This window comes from Prosthecobacter sp. (assembly GCF_044227185.1).
In the GTDB taxonomy this organism is placed as follows: Bacteria; Verrucomicrobiota; Verrucomicrobiia; order Verrucomicrobiales; family Verrucomicrobiaceae; genus Prosthecobacter.
This window is the reverse complement of sequence record NZ_JBGAFO010000018.1, coordinates 77,937-91,151: the sequence shown is the minus strand read 5'-3', so window position 1 is coordinate 91,151 and position 13,215 is coordinate 77,937. Positions and strand designations below refer to the sequence as shown.

At 61.9% G+C, this 13,215-nt stretch carries 14 protein-coding genes; 4 read left to right on the top strand and 10 right to left on the bottom strand.

Annotated elements, in window-relative coordinates; genetic code table 11:
- The first annotated feature begins 33 nt into the window (after positions 1-33).
- Both ACILSQ_RS29360 and ACILSQ_RS29355 read left to right on the top strand, forming a co-directional pair.
- Complete coding sequence (locus ACILSQ_RS29360; RefSeq protein ID WP_395747267.1) at positions 34-1,194, top strand: TMEM43 family protein; 1,161 nt, start codon at positions 34-36, stop codon at positions 1,192-1,194.
- A gap of 113 nt (positions 1,195-1,307) precedes the next feature.
- Positions 1,308-2,564: a protein kinase domain-containing protein gene (locus ACILSQ_RS29355; RefSeq protein WP_395747266.1), complete on the top strand. Its 1,257-nt coding sequence runs from the start codon at positions 1,308-1,310 to the stop codon at positions 2,562-2,564.
- A 200-nt stretch (positions 2,565-2,764) separates the two neighbouring features.
- On the opposite strand, the gene ACILSQ_RS29350 is transcribed toward ACILSQ_RS29355, so the two are convergent.
- The gene (locus tag ACILSQ_RS29350; RefSeq protein ID WP_395747265.1) at positions 2,765-3,796 is read right to left on the bottom strand and encodes a Gfo/Idh/MocA family protein; all 1,032 of its coding nucleotides are present in this window, start codon (positions 3,794-3,796) and stop codon (positions 2,765-2,767) included.
- A gap of 46 nt (positions 3,797-3,842) precedes the next feature.
- On the opposite strand from ACILSQ_RS29350, the gene ACILSQ_RS29345 reads away from it, so the two are divergent.
- Together ACILSQ_RS29345 and ACILSQ_RS29340 are read left to right on the top strand one after the other, a co-directional pair.
- Positions 3,843-4,301 carry an MOSC domain-containing protein gene (locus ACILSQ_RS29345; protein WP_395747264.1) on the top strand — a complete coding sequence of 153 codons (459 nt, stop codon included), beginning with the start codon at positions 3,843-3,845 and terminating at the stop codon, positions 4,299-4,301.
- Positions 4,298-4,879, top strand: a complete 582-nt coding sequence (locus ACILSQ_RS29340) for a molybdenum cofactor guanylyltransferase (RefSeq protein WP_395747263.1) — start codon at positions 4,298-4,300, stop codon at positions 4,877-4,879. Before ACILSQ_RS29345 ends, ACILSQ_RS29340 begins: the two co-directional genes overlap by 4 nt.
- A 28-nt stretch (positions 4,880-4,907) precedes the next feature.
- On the opposite strand, the gene ACILSQ_RS29335 is transcribed toward ACILSQ_RS29340, so the two are convergent.
- The 9 genes from ACILSQ_RS29335 to ACILSQ_RS29295 form a co-directional block, all read right to left on the bottom strand.
- Entirely contained in the window at positions 4,908-5,366 is a 459-nt protein-coding gene (locus tag ACILSQ_RS29335; RefSeq protein WP_395747262.1) for a hypothetical protein, read from the bottom strand.
- A 110-nt stretch (positions 5,367-5,476) separates the two neighbouring features.
- Positions 5,477-6,022, bottom strand: coding sequence for a hypothetical protein (locus ACILSQ_RS29330; protein WP_395747261.1), 546 nt, complete (start codon positions 6,020-6,022; stop codon positions 5,477-5,479).
- Between the two features lie 62 nt (positions 6,023-6,084).
- The gene (locus tag ACILSQ_RS29325; RefSeq protein WP_395747260.1) at positions 6,085-6,444 is read right to left on the bottom strand and encodes a DUF5329 family protein; all 360 of its coding nucleotides are present in this window, start codon (positions 6,442-6,444) and stop codon (positions 6,085-6,087) included.
- A gap of 39 nt (positions 6,445-6,483) precedes the next feature.
- Positions 6,484-7,209, bottom strand: a complete 726-nt coding sequence (locus ACILSQ_RS29320; protein ID WP_395747259.1) for a 16S rRNA (uracil(1498)-N(3))-methyltransferase — start codon at positions 7,207-7,209, stop codon at positions 6,484-6,486.
- Position 7,210: 1 nt separating this feature from the next.
- On the bottom strand, positions 7,211-8,500 hold the full coding sequence (locus tag ACILSQ_RS29315; RefSeq protein WP_395747258.1) for an aminopeptidase P N-terminal domain-containing protein: 1,290 nt from the start codon (positions 8,498-8,500) through the stop codon (positions 7,211-7,213).
- A gap of 78 nt (positions 8,501-8,578) precedes the next feature.
- Entirely contained in the window at positions 8,579-10,084 is a 1,506-nt protein-coding gene (locus ACILSQ_RS29310; RefSeq protein ID WP_395747257.1) for a hypothetical protein, read from the bottom strand.
- Positions 10,085-10,094: 10 nt separating this feature from the next.
- Positions 10,095-11,252 (bottom strand): PDZ domain-containing protein, encoded by a 1,158-nt coding sequence (locus ACILSQ_RS29305; protein WP_395747256.1) that lies wholly within the window; start codon positions 11,250-11,252, stop codon positions 10,095-10,097.
- 4 nt (positions 11,253-11,256) lie between these two features.
- Positions 11,257-12,249: a S1C family serine protease gene (locus ACILSQ_RS29300; protein ID WP_395747255.1), complete on the bottom strand. Its 993-nt coding sequence runs from the start codon at positions 12,247-12,249 to the stop codon at positions 11,257-11,259.
- Between the two features lie 78 nt (positions 12,250-12,327).
- Positions 12,328-12,903: a hypothetical protein gene (locus ACILSQ_RS29295; protein WP_395747254.1), complete on the bottom strand. Its 576-nt coding sequence runs from the start codon at positions 12,901-12,903 to the stop codon at positions 12,328-12,330.
- Positions 12,904-13,215 lie beyond the last annotated feature (312 nt).

The window sequence follows — 13,215 nt, the reverse complement described above, 5'->3', positions numbered from 1 at the left end:
CTCCAATTTACGCCATTCACCCAATCTCATCCCATGGCTGACTCCTACACCGAAGTGACTTCACAAAACTGGTTCAGCCGCATCGGCGAATCCATCAAGGGCATCCTGTTTGGCATCATCATCATTCCCATCACCATTGTCGTCCTGTGGTGGAATGAAGGCCGCGCCGTGACCACGGCCAACAGCCTCAAGGAAGGCGCCGCGGCCGTGGTGCATGTGGAAACGGACAAAGTGGACCCGGCCAACAACAAAAAGCTGGTGCATGTGAGCGGCGAAGTCAAAACCGACGCCCTGGTGGAAGACACCGACTACGGAGTCACCGTGCCGGCGCTGCGCCTGGTGCGCACCGAAAAGATCTACCAGTGGGTGGAGGACAAGAAGACGGAAAAGAAGCAGAAGGTGGGCGGCGGCGAGGAGACCACGACCACCTACACCTATGAAAAGAAGTGGGTGAATGAGCCGGTGAAATCCTCCGAATTTAAAAAACCCGAGGGCCACACCAACTCGGGCGACTTCGTCCCTGAAAACAAAAACATCAGCGCGGAAAAGGTCACCCTGGGGGCCTTCAAGGTGCCTCAAGGCTTTGTGGAGCGCATGGGCAACCCGATCAAGCTGGCGGTCACCGATGGCGACCTGGCCAAGCTTCCCGCAGACCTGAAACAAGGCACGAAAATCCAGGACGGCGCCTTCTACATTGGAGCCAATCCCAAGGAGCCTGCTGTCGGGGACGTGCGCATTTCGTTTGAGATCGTGAAACCCGGAACCTTTAGCATCCTGGCCGCCCAGATTGAAGACACCTTTGAGCCCTACCAGACCAAGGCTGGGGCCCCCATCCACTTCATCGAAGAAGGAACCGTGAGCAGCGAGGCCATGTTCAAGCACGCCGCCACCGCAAATACGGTGGAGACCTGGATCTTCCGCTTCCTGGGCTTCCTCTTCATGGCCTTCGGTTTCATGGCCATCATGCGCCCGCTCAGCGTCCTGGGCAGCGTGATCCCCTTCATTGGCAACCTCATCGGCATGGGCACGGGCCTCATTTCCTTTGCTCTGGCAGGAACCATCTCCGTTCTGGTCATCGCCATCGCCTGGATCGCGGTCCGTCCAGTGCTGGGCATCGCCCTGCTGGTGCTGGCCGTGGGTGCCTTCATCTACACGCGCAAGCTGGCGGCCGCGAGCAAGCCCGCCGCCGCATAAAAAGGGAAGCCTAAATATATTCTGAGGTTTATGGTTGTTGCTCCTCTTCACGGGTGTGCCACAGTACCGGACTGATGCGACTTACCAGCAGCTCCAGCACCGCCGCTCCACTCGTGACTCGTTCCGCGCCGCCTTCGCCGCAGGAACTCTCCGCCATGATGCCCTTCGGGCGTTACTCGGTGCAGGCGCAGGTGGGCATCGGCGGCATGGGCACCGTGTACCGCGGCACCCAGCTCAGCCTGGGCCGCCCGGTGGCCATCAAGGTGCTGCGCGTGAGCGACGGGTATGACTTTGCCTTTGAAGACCGATTTCGCCGGGAGGCGCGGGCCATGGCCACGCTGAACCACCCGAACATCGTTGCCATTTACGACTACGGGCACATCGGCACAGACTTCCTTTTCTTCGTCATGGAGTTCGTCGATGGCACTGACCTGGGCGAAATCATGCGCACCGGACGGATGACGCGCGAACTCGCGCTGCAACTCCTCCCGCAGATCTGCGCCGGGCTCGAATACGCGCATTCCAAAGGCATCGTTCACCGGGACATCAAGCCCGCGAACATCATGCTCACGCGCCAGGGGGAGGTGAAGATCACGGACTTCGGTCTGGCCAAGGACGTGATGCGTTCGCCCTCCATGGTCACGGAGACCCACATGGTGATGGGCACGCCGGAGTACGCCGCGCCGGAGCAGTTCAACGCGCACCGGGAGGTGGATCACCGCGCCGATATTTATTCCTTCGGTGTGCTGATGTACCAGATGCTCACCGGCGCACTGCCGCGTGGCTCCTGGCAGCCGCCCTCCACGCTGCTGCATGGCCTGGATCCCCGCCTGGACGCCGTGATCATCCGCGCACTGATGACGGACCGCGAGCACCGCTACCAGTCCATGGGTGACATGCGCCGTGTGATTGAGTCCGCACTGGCGCCGGTGGCGCACACGCCCAGCCGGCCCCTGCCCGTCGCCAAACCCCGCGCCGGGCGCATCCTGCTCCTGGAGGACGATCTGATGGTCCGCGACCTCATGCGCCGCGCTTTGGAAAAGGCCTCCTTTGAAGTCGTGGAAACCGGAGACGGCAAGGAAACCCTGCGTCTGTACCAGGAGGCCATGCAGCAGGGCCGACCCTACGACCTGGCCATTCTCGATCTCACCATTCCGGACGGCATGTGCGGCCGGGAAACCATGCTCTACCTGCGGCGCATCGATCCTCAGATCCTCGCCATCGTCTCCTCCGGCTACCGCGATGATGCCGTGATGAAGGACTGCGCCGCGTATGGTTTTGCCGCCGCATTGCCAAAGCCCTACCAGGTGGAAGGACTGCTGCAGATCGTGAATGGAGCGCTGGCCGTGGGCCGGCGGCGGACGGTTTAAGTTAGAGTTTCATTTTCACCTGGAACTGCACGGGTTTCGCAAGCCGAAGGCTGGCGCACAAAGTAGTCCGCACAGTCCGCTGTGCGGTTCCCAGCATGCACGAAAGCCCGGACATCGCTCAGGGGACTGAGCGAACCCCTTTGCTGGCGCCTTCGCGACGCCCCGTGAATGTCGTTCACTGCATCTATCTATTCTAGATGTCACACCACGCGTGCCGCCGCCTGGGAGTCCATGGCCTGCCATACGGCGTGCACCACGCGCATGTAGTTCATGCCTTCGACAAAGGTGGGCCGCGGGCGCGGTGCCTGGGGATCGCGGACGGCGGCGATGAAGTCGCGCTCCACCGTCCAGGTGCGCTGCAGCTCGGTGGGCACTGAGAGCGATTCCATTTTGCCGCCGCGTTTTCCGAGCTGAAGGTCGTCCGTGGCAAAATCATAGCTCAGGGTGCCTTCGGAGCCGAAGATCCACAGCTTGTCCGTGGGCGCATGCGCGGCCACGCCGCTGAAGAGCATGGTGGCCTCGATGCCGCTGCGGAATTTTGCCATCACGTGGACGAAATCTGGAATGTCCACCTCTACGCCCGCGCGTTCTGGGATCACCACATTGCCCCGGGCCTCCACCTCGACGATGTGGCCCAGCCAGTGCTGCAGCACCTCCGTGTAAATGCCCAGCGTGAGAATCTGTATGCCGCTGAGCTCTGACTGCTGCCGCCAGTGCGCGGGCTTGGAGGCGTCCAGCCAGGCATCGTTAAAACTGTGCAGCAGCACCTGGTGCGGCGTGCCGATCGCCCCTTCCGCGAGCAGTTTTTTCACCATCTCCCCGCCGTGCAAGCCCTGCGGGGCCGGGCAGATGGCGGTGACCAGCTCCGGATAGCGCATGGAGGCCTCCCACATCTGGTTTGCCTCCGCCAGGGAGGCGGCCATGCGCGCCTGGGTGAAGACGTGCTTCCCATGCTGCAGGGCGTAGCAGGTCATTTCCGCATGCATGTAGGGGTGGGTGCCGATCCACACCACATCCACGTCGCGGGAGGAGGCCACCTCCTCCCAGCGCTCCACAGGCCGGGCCTCCGGGGCAAATTCCTGGCAAAAAGCCTCGGCGCTGGCCAGGGAGCGGTTCGTCACCTGCACGATCTGCGCGTTTGGGAGGGCCCGCAGGCCGGGCATGTGGCGGGATTTGACGATGCCGCCGGCGCCAATGATGCCGATGCGGATGGGTTGCTCTGTTGCGTTCATAGACGTATGGATGAAGAGCACGTTGGACCCAAGATCCAAGCCCCGCATGCGAATCCTGCACATCTTCATTTCTCCCGAGCACATTTACGTGGGTCACCACGGCCTGCCGCCCGGCACCACGCCCATGGTCGAGGTGCCGGAGGTGGAATGCGTGGCCGGCAAAGGGCTGCGGGGCGACCGGTACTGCGGCTGGAAGGAGGACTACAAGGGGCAGGTGACCTTCTTTGAGCACGAGCAGTATGAACGGCTCTGCGAGCAATTCAGCGTCATGGGCACGCCGCCCTCCACCTTCCGCCGCAACATCATCACCAAGGGCATCGACCTCAACACCCTCATCGGCACCGAGTTTGAAGTGCAGGGGGTGCGTTTTCTCGGCACGCAGGAGGCCGCACCCTGCCACTGGATGAACCAGGCCTTCGCCGAAGGCGCCGAAGCCGCGCTCAAGGGCCACGGTGGCCTGCGCGCCAAAATTTTGACCGACGGCATTCTTCGCTCCCAATCATGAACACTCCTTTTGCAGCCGTATTGCTCGCCGGTGGCCGCTCCAGCCGGATGAAACAGGACAAAGCCCTCCTGCACTGGCACGGCCAGGACCTCTGGCAGGCGCAGCTTCACAAACTGCAGTCGCTGGGAGCCGAGCGTGTGCTGCTCTCCTGCCGCAGCGAGCAGCCCCTGTATGTGAGCCCCAGCGAAGGCGTGGAGCTGATGCATGATCCCGAAGGCGCGGACGACGGCCCGCTGGGTGCCATCACCCGCTGCCTGGAGGAGGTGCAGATGCCGCTGCTGGTGCTGGCGGTGGACATGCCCTGGATGACGGCCGCCTTTCTGCGCGAGCAACTGCGCAAGCACGAGAGCCCGGACAAGGGCTGGTTCTTCCGCGGCCCGCACGGGGACGAGGCCCTCTCAGGTCTCTACGTCCCCGCCATGCTGCCGCTCATGCAGGAGGCGCTGGCCAGGAAGGACTACAAGCTGCAGCACATCATCGAGGCGGCGGTGCACACCGGGCTGGCCATCACCCACGCGCTGGGAGACGAGCAGATGCCGTTTTTCCACAATGTGAACACGCCGGCGGATTTGAAGTAACTTGCCGCTTCCCGCCGGGTGCATGGGGTTATTTGGCTGATTCCTTGGGCCGGGGCACCGTCGCGGTGGAATACAATGATGGCAGTTCCTTGAAGAGATAATAACCCGTGTAGTTGTCCTGGAGCAGCAGATAGCATTGCATTCCAAAGGTGCTCGCCTCGCCAACACAGCCAAACTGCGTGTACACCCTCTCCTCAGAGAACTTCTTCAGCTTCTCTTCGGTAAAGCGGTTCTTTTCCTTTGGATCCAGGGCGATCAGACCTGCTATTCCATACAGCCGCTGCTCCGGGAACTCGGCCCGCTCAAACAGCTCGTTCAACAACCACTTCGCTTCAGGGTCGTACCGGACGATCACCGTGAGCGCCCAGCAGGCATCGGTGGGAGTGCCGCCTTCACCAAAGCCACGCGAGGCAAAGACCTGGGTGTTGCAAAGGATGTCCCTGGCTTTGGCGATGAGCTTCGCTGCGTCCGGGCCTCCTTTTTTCAAGACTGGTTCTTCACCCGGCAGTTCTGCACGCAGAACCGAAAGTGCCAGGAACGCGAATGCCGACAGAAGGCGAAGGTGGGGAGCGCATGAGGTGAGGTTTTAATGGCGGCCTACTTCTTCGCCTCTGGTTCACGCGTCACGTTGACGGTGGAAGACAGCGGCGGCAACTGCGGGAAAAAATAATACGGCGTGCCCTGCTGCAGCAGCATGTAGGTCGCCGTGGGCAGATCGGTGGTGTTTTTCATCTTGCCGAACTGTGTCTGCACGGGCGGGCTGGAGACCGCGCCGATTTCTGCCGGGCCAAAGCGTTTCTTCTCGGCGGCATCCAGGGTCACAAGACCGGCGATGGCATACAGCCGCTGTTCAGGCGCCTTCGGAGATTCAAACAAGGCGTTCAAGAACTCCCTGGCCTTGGGGTCGTAGCGGACGATCACGGTCAGAGCCCAGCACGATGACGTGGGCACGGCGGGCTCGTTGACGACGCGTGTGGCGAACACCTCGGCGGTGCTGAGAATGTCGCGCGCTTTGCTGATGAGCGCCGCGGCTTCCGCCCCGCCTTTTTTGAGGACGGCTTCTTCGCCGGGCGGCTCTGCCCCCAGAGCCGGAAGCGACAGTGCTGCAAAGACCGCGAAGAGGAGGTGGTGGTAAAAGCGCATGCCGCACTAAACTCAACGCGGAGCTCAAATCAACGAGGCGCGCGTGATCAAATCGCGCCGGCTCACTGTTTTTTGAGCTGCGCCGTGAGATATTCCCCGCAGGGGGTCTCCTTGCCGTCTTTGAAGCGGATTATGTAGGGCTTGCCGGAGGTGCCTGAGGTGGAGGCCGCCTTTGCGATGAAGTCCTCCGCGCTTTTGATCTCCTTGTCATTTCGTTCCCATTTGGCGCGCAGAAACTTCGCCGCGTTTGCCGCGCTGTAGTCGCTGCCATTGCGGATGAAGGTGGCGCCTTCCAGCCCCTGGATGTGCGAGATCAGCGCCTCGATCTTCGCCTTTTCCGCCGCCGGCGCGGTCTCCGCCGCGGGCAGGGTGCCGAACAAACCGAGGAGAAGCAGAAGGTGGAGGAGGAGTTTTGGTGTCATGGTGGTATGGATGAATCGTTCCCGTGCCGACGTCCGGATTTAGCGTAGTTCGTGCCCCAAAACAGCCAGCGTCGCGATCCCGGCGGTTTCTGCGCGCAGCACCAGCGGCCCCAGGGTGACTGGCACAAAGCCCGCCGCAAAAGCCTGCGTTTCTTCCTCGGGCGTGAAGTCTCCCTCAGGCCCGATCAACACCGCCACGCTCTGCGGTTTGGACGCCGGCAGCGCCTGCTTGAGCGTGCGGCTGTGCTCGCTGAGCGCGGGGATGAGCTTGAGCCCGGCCTGAAACTTCACCGCAGACGCAAAGGGGACGGGCGGATGCAGCTCCGGAACAAACGGCGTGTGGCACTGCTTCGCGCTCTCGATCATGTGCCGCCGCCATTTGACCAGCTTCTTGTCCGCCTGCGCCGCATCCAAATGAATCACCGTGCGCTCTGTGACGACGGGCTGAATGCTCCCCGCACCCAGCTCCACCGCCTTCTCCAGCAGCCACTCAAAGGGCTCGCCCTTGATCAGCGCGGGCAGCAGATGAATCGAAGTTTGAAAAGGCTCGACGCACGACTCCGAGATGATGCGCACCTGCACCTCCGTTTTGGAAACATGCGTGATCTCGCACACCGCCACGCGTCCTGCACCGTCAAAGACCTCAATGCTGTCTCCGGCCTGCTTGCGCATCACGCGGCTGCAATGCTGCGCCTCATCGCCGGTCAGCGTGAGGTGCGGCGCAGCCCATGAGGAGGCAGGGAGATGAAAGCGCGGCAGCGACATGTCAGCGGTTCATCAGCGCTTCAATCTCATCCGCCTCGATCGGGATGTGCGCCATGAGGTCGATGTTTTCCTTCTCGCCGATGAAGATGTTGTTTTCCAGGCGCACGCCGAGTTTTTCCTCACGGATGTAAATGCCGGGCTCCACGGTGAAGACCATGCCGGGCTGCACGGGCTTCCACATGTGGCCCACGTCATGGACGTCGATGCCCAGCGGATGGGAGGTGCCGTGAGGGAAATATTTTTTATAGGCCGGCTTGTCGGGATCCTGTTTGGCGATGTCGTCTTCAGTGATCAAGCCGAGTCCCAGCAGCTCCTTCTCCATCATTTTGCCCACCTGCTCCTGGTACTCCCGGATGATGATGCCCGGCCGCAGGATCTTGCAGCACTGCTTGAACACACGCAGCACCGCATCATACACCTGGCGCTGGCGCGGGGTGAACTTGCCGTTCACCGGGATCGTGCGCGTCAGGTCGGCGTTGTAGTTGCCGTAGTTCGCCGCCACATCCAGCAGCAGCAGCTCGCCATCCTGGCACTGGCAGTGGTTGGTGATGTAGTGCAGCACGCAGGCATTGGCCCCGGTGGCGATGATGGGCGTGTAGGCAAACCCGCGCCCGCGCTGGCGGATGAACTCATGGCAGAGCTCCGCCTCGATCTCAAACTCATGCACGCCGGGTTTCACAAATTTCAGCAGGCGGTTGAAGCCGTCTCCCGTGATGCGGATGGCCTCGTTCAGCGCGGTGATCTCGTGCGGGCTCTTGATCACGCGCAGCTCGTGCATGAGCTGCGCCAGCCGGCGGTAGTCATGCAGCGGGTACTCATGCTGGCAGCGCCGCGTGAAGCGCGTCTCCCGCGTCTCCGTGGGAATGGTGGCGCGGATGTGCTCGTTCGAGTTGAGGAACACATGATCCACCTGGCACATCACGCTGCGGAACTGCGCCTCGAAATCTTCCAGCCAGTGCACGCGCTCGATGCCGCTGCGCTCCTTCGCCTGCGCCTTCGTCAGCTTCTCACCCTCCCACACGGCGATGTGCTCGTTCGTCTCGCGCACGAAAAGCATCTCCCGCTGCTTGGGGTCGGCCGCATCCGGATACAGCACCAGAATCGTCTCCTCCTGGTCCACCCCGCTCAGATAAAACAGATCGCTGTTCTGCACGAACCCCAGTGAGCCGTCCGCATTCGTCGGCAGCACGTCATTGGCATGAACGATCACCACCGACTGCGGCGGCAGCTTCGCATACAGGTGCTCACGATTTGAGACAAACAGTTCGGCAGGCAGAGGTTGGTAGCGCATAGGTGTAGGGCAAGCGTCCCGCTTGCAGGAGAGGGCGACTTTGGCTGACTTTCTCCGAAAGTCGAGCATGTGACCGAGCTAAGGCTGGCCCGTTCCCCAGGGGTGCTCCAGCAGCCAGGTCAGAGCTTTGCGCATGTCCGCATCTTTCTGCGTGGCGATCCACGCTCTCATCGGCTCTGGCTGCAGGACCGCCCACATGCGCAGGGCGCAGAAGGTGCGGTCGATCATGTCGCTGTCGCTGCTGAAGGCGTCGTCCCCGGAGAAAAGCTTGATGAGATCCCCCCGCGGCGCGTAGCCCGTGGTGAGCAGAAAATGAAGGCCATAGCGGGCGGACTCGCCGAGGTCGATGATGCCCCAGTGCTCCATGAGAATGTACCAGTCTTCGAAAATACGATACTTGTCTGCTTTGGGCAGTGAGGAGAGGTCAAAGTCTCGGAACACACTCAGACCATGGCGATTTGCATTCGGGAGGCCCCTGCCAAAGCCAAAAACCATGGCATGGGGCATTTGGGAGATGATCGAAGGCTCTTTGGAAGCGACAGCCGCCGCCATGGCGGCCTGGGGATCCCAAGGGGCCCAGTGGTACAGCAAGTTCTCCCACAGATCAGGATCGGCTTCTTTGATTTGAGACAGCCGGGTCTCACGCTTTTTTCCATCAAGGCGGCTCAAAATCATGCCCATGGCCCGAAGATCAGGCCGGTTGAAATTCATCCGGGTCTCAGCCCATTCGGTGAGCGTCTCCGGAGCGAGATGCAGCCAAAGCAAAAGAAACTCGACGGGCAGGTCCTCCGGTTTTTCAGCCATGGCGGCGATGAGAACCGCCTTGTCTGGCTTCCACACGAGCCAGCGGCGCATGAGTACCTTCAGGGCCGCGGCCTGCTTTTTCTGAATGGAGCGGTGAACCTCCGCGGAGATACGCTCAGGAGCGATCTCGAATGCCTCGAGCAGTCCTGACACTTCGAGCTCATGGTCCAGCCCGTCCTGAGTCGGATAGGTGCTCGGTGCCGAAGCATAAATGGGCGACCACCGGGCCATGAACGCCTCTTTCAACACTGCCTTTTCCGATGCGGGAATGGAGGAACGATCGAGACCGGCGAGAAAGTTTTCCAGCCATCGTGGATCCATCCAAAACTTCGATTCCTGCATGGCTTTAAGGTTGCGAAACGCGATCTTCTCCCAGCCCCACCGATCGAAGCTGAGCCAGTGATGCTCTTGAAGCTGAAAAAGGGGATCCGCACGCTTCCAGGCCTTGTGCGGATCACGCTCGGACCAGATTGGGAGAAAGAAGGCGACCAGGCCCTCCGGGCACTGCGTGCCTTCAAGCTGGAGGCACGCATCAAAGGCGGCTTCGAGATCTGTGGCGGGAATCTGGCGCAGGTAGGCCGCCAGCACCGGATAACGGATGTCGGGATCCGGCTCGAGGAAAATGCGCTTGAGCTGCTTATCGAAAGAGTCACCCGGATCCGTCTTCCACGGCAGGCTCGTGAGCGGCTGGAAATCGAGCGGACTGATGTCTTCGCTTTGGGCATGCAGCAGTACCGGGCACAGCAGCATCCCCAATGCTCTTGCTGCGAATTGTTTCATGCGTGGCTGCTTATTGCGCCAGCACCGCCTTCGGCGGGTGGCGGTCCGCCTTGATCCACTGCTGGGCCTCGGTCCAGAAGGCTTCGACGGGCAGTGCAAAGGTGGTGACGCGGTCCACGCGGGCGATGTTGATGCCCACCACCTTGCCCTCCAGCGTGGTCACGGGGCCTCCCATGTCCGCGGGGTGCAGCGGGATGTCGTGCTGGAGGACGTCGGGGAAGTTGTCGCTGCGCAGGGAAACGCCGCCATTGGCAAAGTCCTCGCCCTCCCAGTTTTGCAGGACCTTGGTGCGGCTGGCCAGGCGCACGCGGCAGCTCTCCTCCTTGTCCTTGCGCAGGTAGTGCACGTCGATGACCTCGCCGGGCTGCCGTTTTTTCACAATGTCATAGACGCGGGTGAGCTCGGCCACCTTTTCTCCTGCCACGGAGACGATCACATCCCCCTCCTGCAGGCCGGCGGCCTCGGCGGGGCTTTCACTGGCCACGCCAATGATGCGGACGCCTTTGAGGTCTTTCGCCCCTTTTTCATCCATGCGGATGCCCATCGCGGCCCCTGTGCCGGGAATGCGGCGATGCCTGGCGCTGATGATGCCGATGCGTGTCTCAGCGCCCGCGTCCGCCACGCTGCAGAGCCAGTCACCGAGGACGAGCGGGCGGGCGCTGCCGAAGGAGACAGCGTGCAGGCCGGTGACGCCCACGGCCTGGGCCAGCAGCAGGTCCAGCCGCGTGTCACGGTGCACTTCGCGCAAATCGGCCGTGCGTCCGTCACTGAATTTGATGCGGGTTTTATGCAGGTCGGGCACTTCGCTGGCCTTCATCAGCACATAGCCGTCCTCTCCCACAATGGTGGCGGTGCCGATGGCGCGGCCCAGCGGACTTTCGATGCGCGCGGCGCAGGCGATGGTGAGCGGCCGGAGCTTCTCCACCGCGGCGAGGGTTTGTTTCCCATTGGTCCGCTGCTCGGGCGGCAGGGTGGGGCGGGGAGGGTCCGCCTGGGTGCAGAGAGCGGAGAGCAGGAAGAGAAAGGCGGAATGACGAATGACGAATGAGCGAATGCCGAATGACAGATGAAGTCTGAGTGGCGCGGCGGACTCCGCATGAGATGCGGGAAGGCTTGCGGCGGTGAAACTGGGCTTTTCCTTCGTCATTCGGAATTCGACATTTGTCATGGCCTCACTGTCCTTCTTCCTGCGGCTTTTGCGCCAGTTGGACAGACACATCGCGTTCCTTGCCATGCGTTCGCAGTTTGAGCTTGAGCGTGTCGCCGGCGGCCCGGGAGCGCACGGTGGCGCTGAACTGCTGCTGGTCGGTCATGGCATCGCCATTGACGCTGAGGATTACATCCCCGGCGCGAATCCCCGCCTTCAGCGCGGGGGAGCCTTCGATCACATCCGCCACCTCCAGATCCAGGCTGTCGTTCATCACCGTGGCCACTCCCAGATAGCCGCCGGCGCCGATGCCCCAGGTCTTGATGACCTGGGATTTCTGCATGGCCTCCCAGGAGCGGAGGAAGGGAGCCATGGAGACATGCACGTTTTGATCCCGCCCCTCCCAGATCTGGCTGTGGATGCCGATGACCTCGCCGTCGAAATTGAAGAGCGGGCCGCCGGAGTCGCCGCCCATCAGCACGCAGTCACTGTGCAGGCTGTTCGCGGTCTGCTTGATGATCTTGCCCACGCGCAGCACCGGCCCGCGCGCCTTGTCAAAGCCGCCGGGATGGCCCAGCGCAAAGCACCATTCGCCGGGCTGCGCCTTGGCCACCTCGCGGCTGAGGTTCACAAAGGGCCAGGGCTTGCCGCGGTCCTTCAGCCTGGCCAGGGCGGCATCGGTCGTTTTGTCCAGGCCCAGAGACTTGGCCGTGGTGACCGTGCCATCTTCCAAAATGACGCGCATGTCTTTCCCGGGGCCGTTGGGCACATGGGCGGCGGTGAGCAGCAGCCCGTCGGCGGAAATGATGACCCCGCTGGCCGTGCCGCCCCCGGTCTGGATGGCCACCAGGGCAGGCCGGACTTTGGGCAGCAGCTTCTGCACGTCATGCTGGATCTTCAGCAGCGCGGCAACGTCCGTCTTCGGGGACTTGTCCTGGACTTGGCGCTGCTGCTCTGCCGCGCCTGCCCGCCCGGCCAGCAGCAGCGTGATCAGCAGAAAGTGGAATGTGGTGCGCATGTTTGAATCAACCAGACAGAACCTACGGCCCAACGGCCGGAAAGTTGCCCGATTTTGCCACTCTGTTCAAGCCAAGTCTCAGTCTTCTTCCGCTGGTTCCCACAGGCGGGCCGTCTCAGGCAGCAGCACCGAGGCACCCGGCGGCACCAGGGCGATGACGAGATCCACCGGGATGATCACGCCATCAAGGTCGCGACGGAAATTCCGCGCATGCGCATCAGTGACCAGGATGCCATCCCGCTGGCGGTACCACGTCACGCCATGAACTTCGGGGTTGATGATGTGCTCATCGGCCACCCGCTCGAATCCATGGGCGGTGAAAAACTCGGCGGCATCTTCCAGTGTGGCCGGCAGATTTTCATCTTCTGGGATGAACGGCTGCTCCACCGCCATCTGCGGCTCCCGGTCGGAGCCGGTCACTTTGCCGAGGTAGTGGGTGGTCATGCCGAATACATCATCCATGACAGCCCAGCGGCGAAGATACTCCGAAGGCAGCGCCGCCCGCATCATGAGCCGGGGTTTGTTCTGAAAAGTGCGCGGGTCCAGCAGCTTCGTCTCGTCCATGATCCGGCCGTAGAAGCCGGGCAGGGTGTGTTTGATGACTTTGCCCAGGGCTTCGGAGCCAAATATCACATGTTCTCCACCCACACCCATGGTGTCGGAAGGAGGAGCGGCCGCATTCGGTTCTGCGGCAAGCTGCCTTAACTCGCCTTCACGGGCGTTTGCGTATGACCGCTGCGAATTCCAGCCATAATGGATTTGCGCATCTGCTCCGCTGATACGCGCGGCTGATTGGAGCAGATCGCCCGTAGCTTTTTTGGGTCCGTGATGATGACGGCCTTGGGTTTCATGCTGCCAACGTAACATATGTTACCTGGCCGTCATCTGGAAAAGTCCCGCCCCGGGAAGGCTGATTCACTGGTTGAACATCCCTTCCGGCTGCGCTTCTCTCCCTCCCTCACTTTC

Coding starts and splice junctions, on each gene's coding strand:
- ACILSQ_RS29305 (WP_395747256.1), bottom strand. CDS start 11,252: ATGACAAATGTCGAATTCCGAATGACGAAGGAAAAGCCCAGTTTCACC.
- ACILSQ_RS29340 (WP_395747263.1), top strand. CDS start 4,298: ATGAACACTCCTTTTGCAGCCGTATTGCTCGCCGGTGGCCGCTCCAGC.
- ACILSQ_RS29330 (WP_395747261.1), bottom strand. CDS start 6,022: ATGCGCTTTTACCACCACCTCCTCTTCGCGGTCTTTGCAGCACTGTCG.
- ACILSQ_RS29350 (WP_395747265.1), bottom strand. CDS start 3,796: ATGAACGCAACAGAGCAACCCATCCGCATCGGCATCATTGGCGCCGGC.
- ACILSQ_RS29295 (WP_395747254.1), bottom strand. CDS start 12,903: ATGGGTGTGGGTGGAGAACATGTGATATTTGGCTCCGAAGCCCTGGGC.
- ACILSQ_RS29325 (WP_395747260.1), bottom strand. CDS start 6,444: ATGACACCAAAACTCCTCCTCCACCTTCTGCTTCTCCTCGGTTTGTTC.
- ACILSQ_RS29300 (WP_395747255.1), bottom strand. CDS start 12,249: ATGCGCACCACATTCCACTTTCTGCTGATCACGCTGCTGCTGGCCGGG.
- ACILSQ_RS29315 (WP_395747258.1), bottom strand. CDS start 8,500: ATGCGCTACCAACCTCTGCCTGCCGAACTGTTTGTCTCAAATCGTGAG.
- ACILSQ_RS29360 (WP_395747267.1), top strand. CDS start 34: ATGGCTGACTCCTACACCGAAGTGACTTCACAAAACTGGTTCAGCCGC.
- ACILSQ_RS29320 (WP_395747259.1), bottom strand. CDS start 7,209: ATGTCGCTGCCGCGCTTTCATCTCCCTGCCTCCTCATGGGCTGCGCCG.
- ACILSQ_RS29345 (WP_395747264.1), top strand. CDS start 3,843: ATGCGAATCCTGCACATCTTCATTTCTCCCGAGCACATTTACGTGGGT.
- ACILSQ_RS29310 (WP_395747257.1), bottom strand. CDS start 10,084: ATGAAACAATTCGCAGCAAGAGCATTGGGGATGCTGCTGTGCCCGGTA.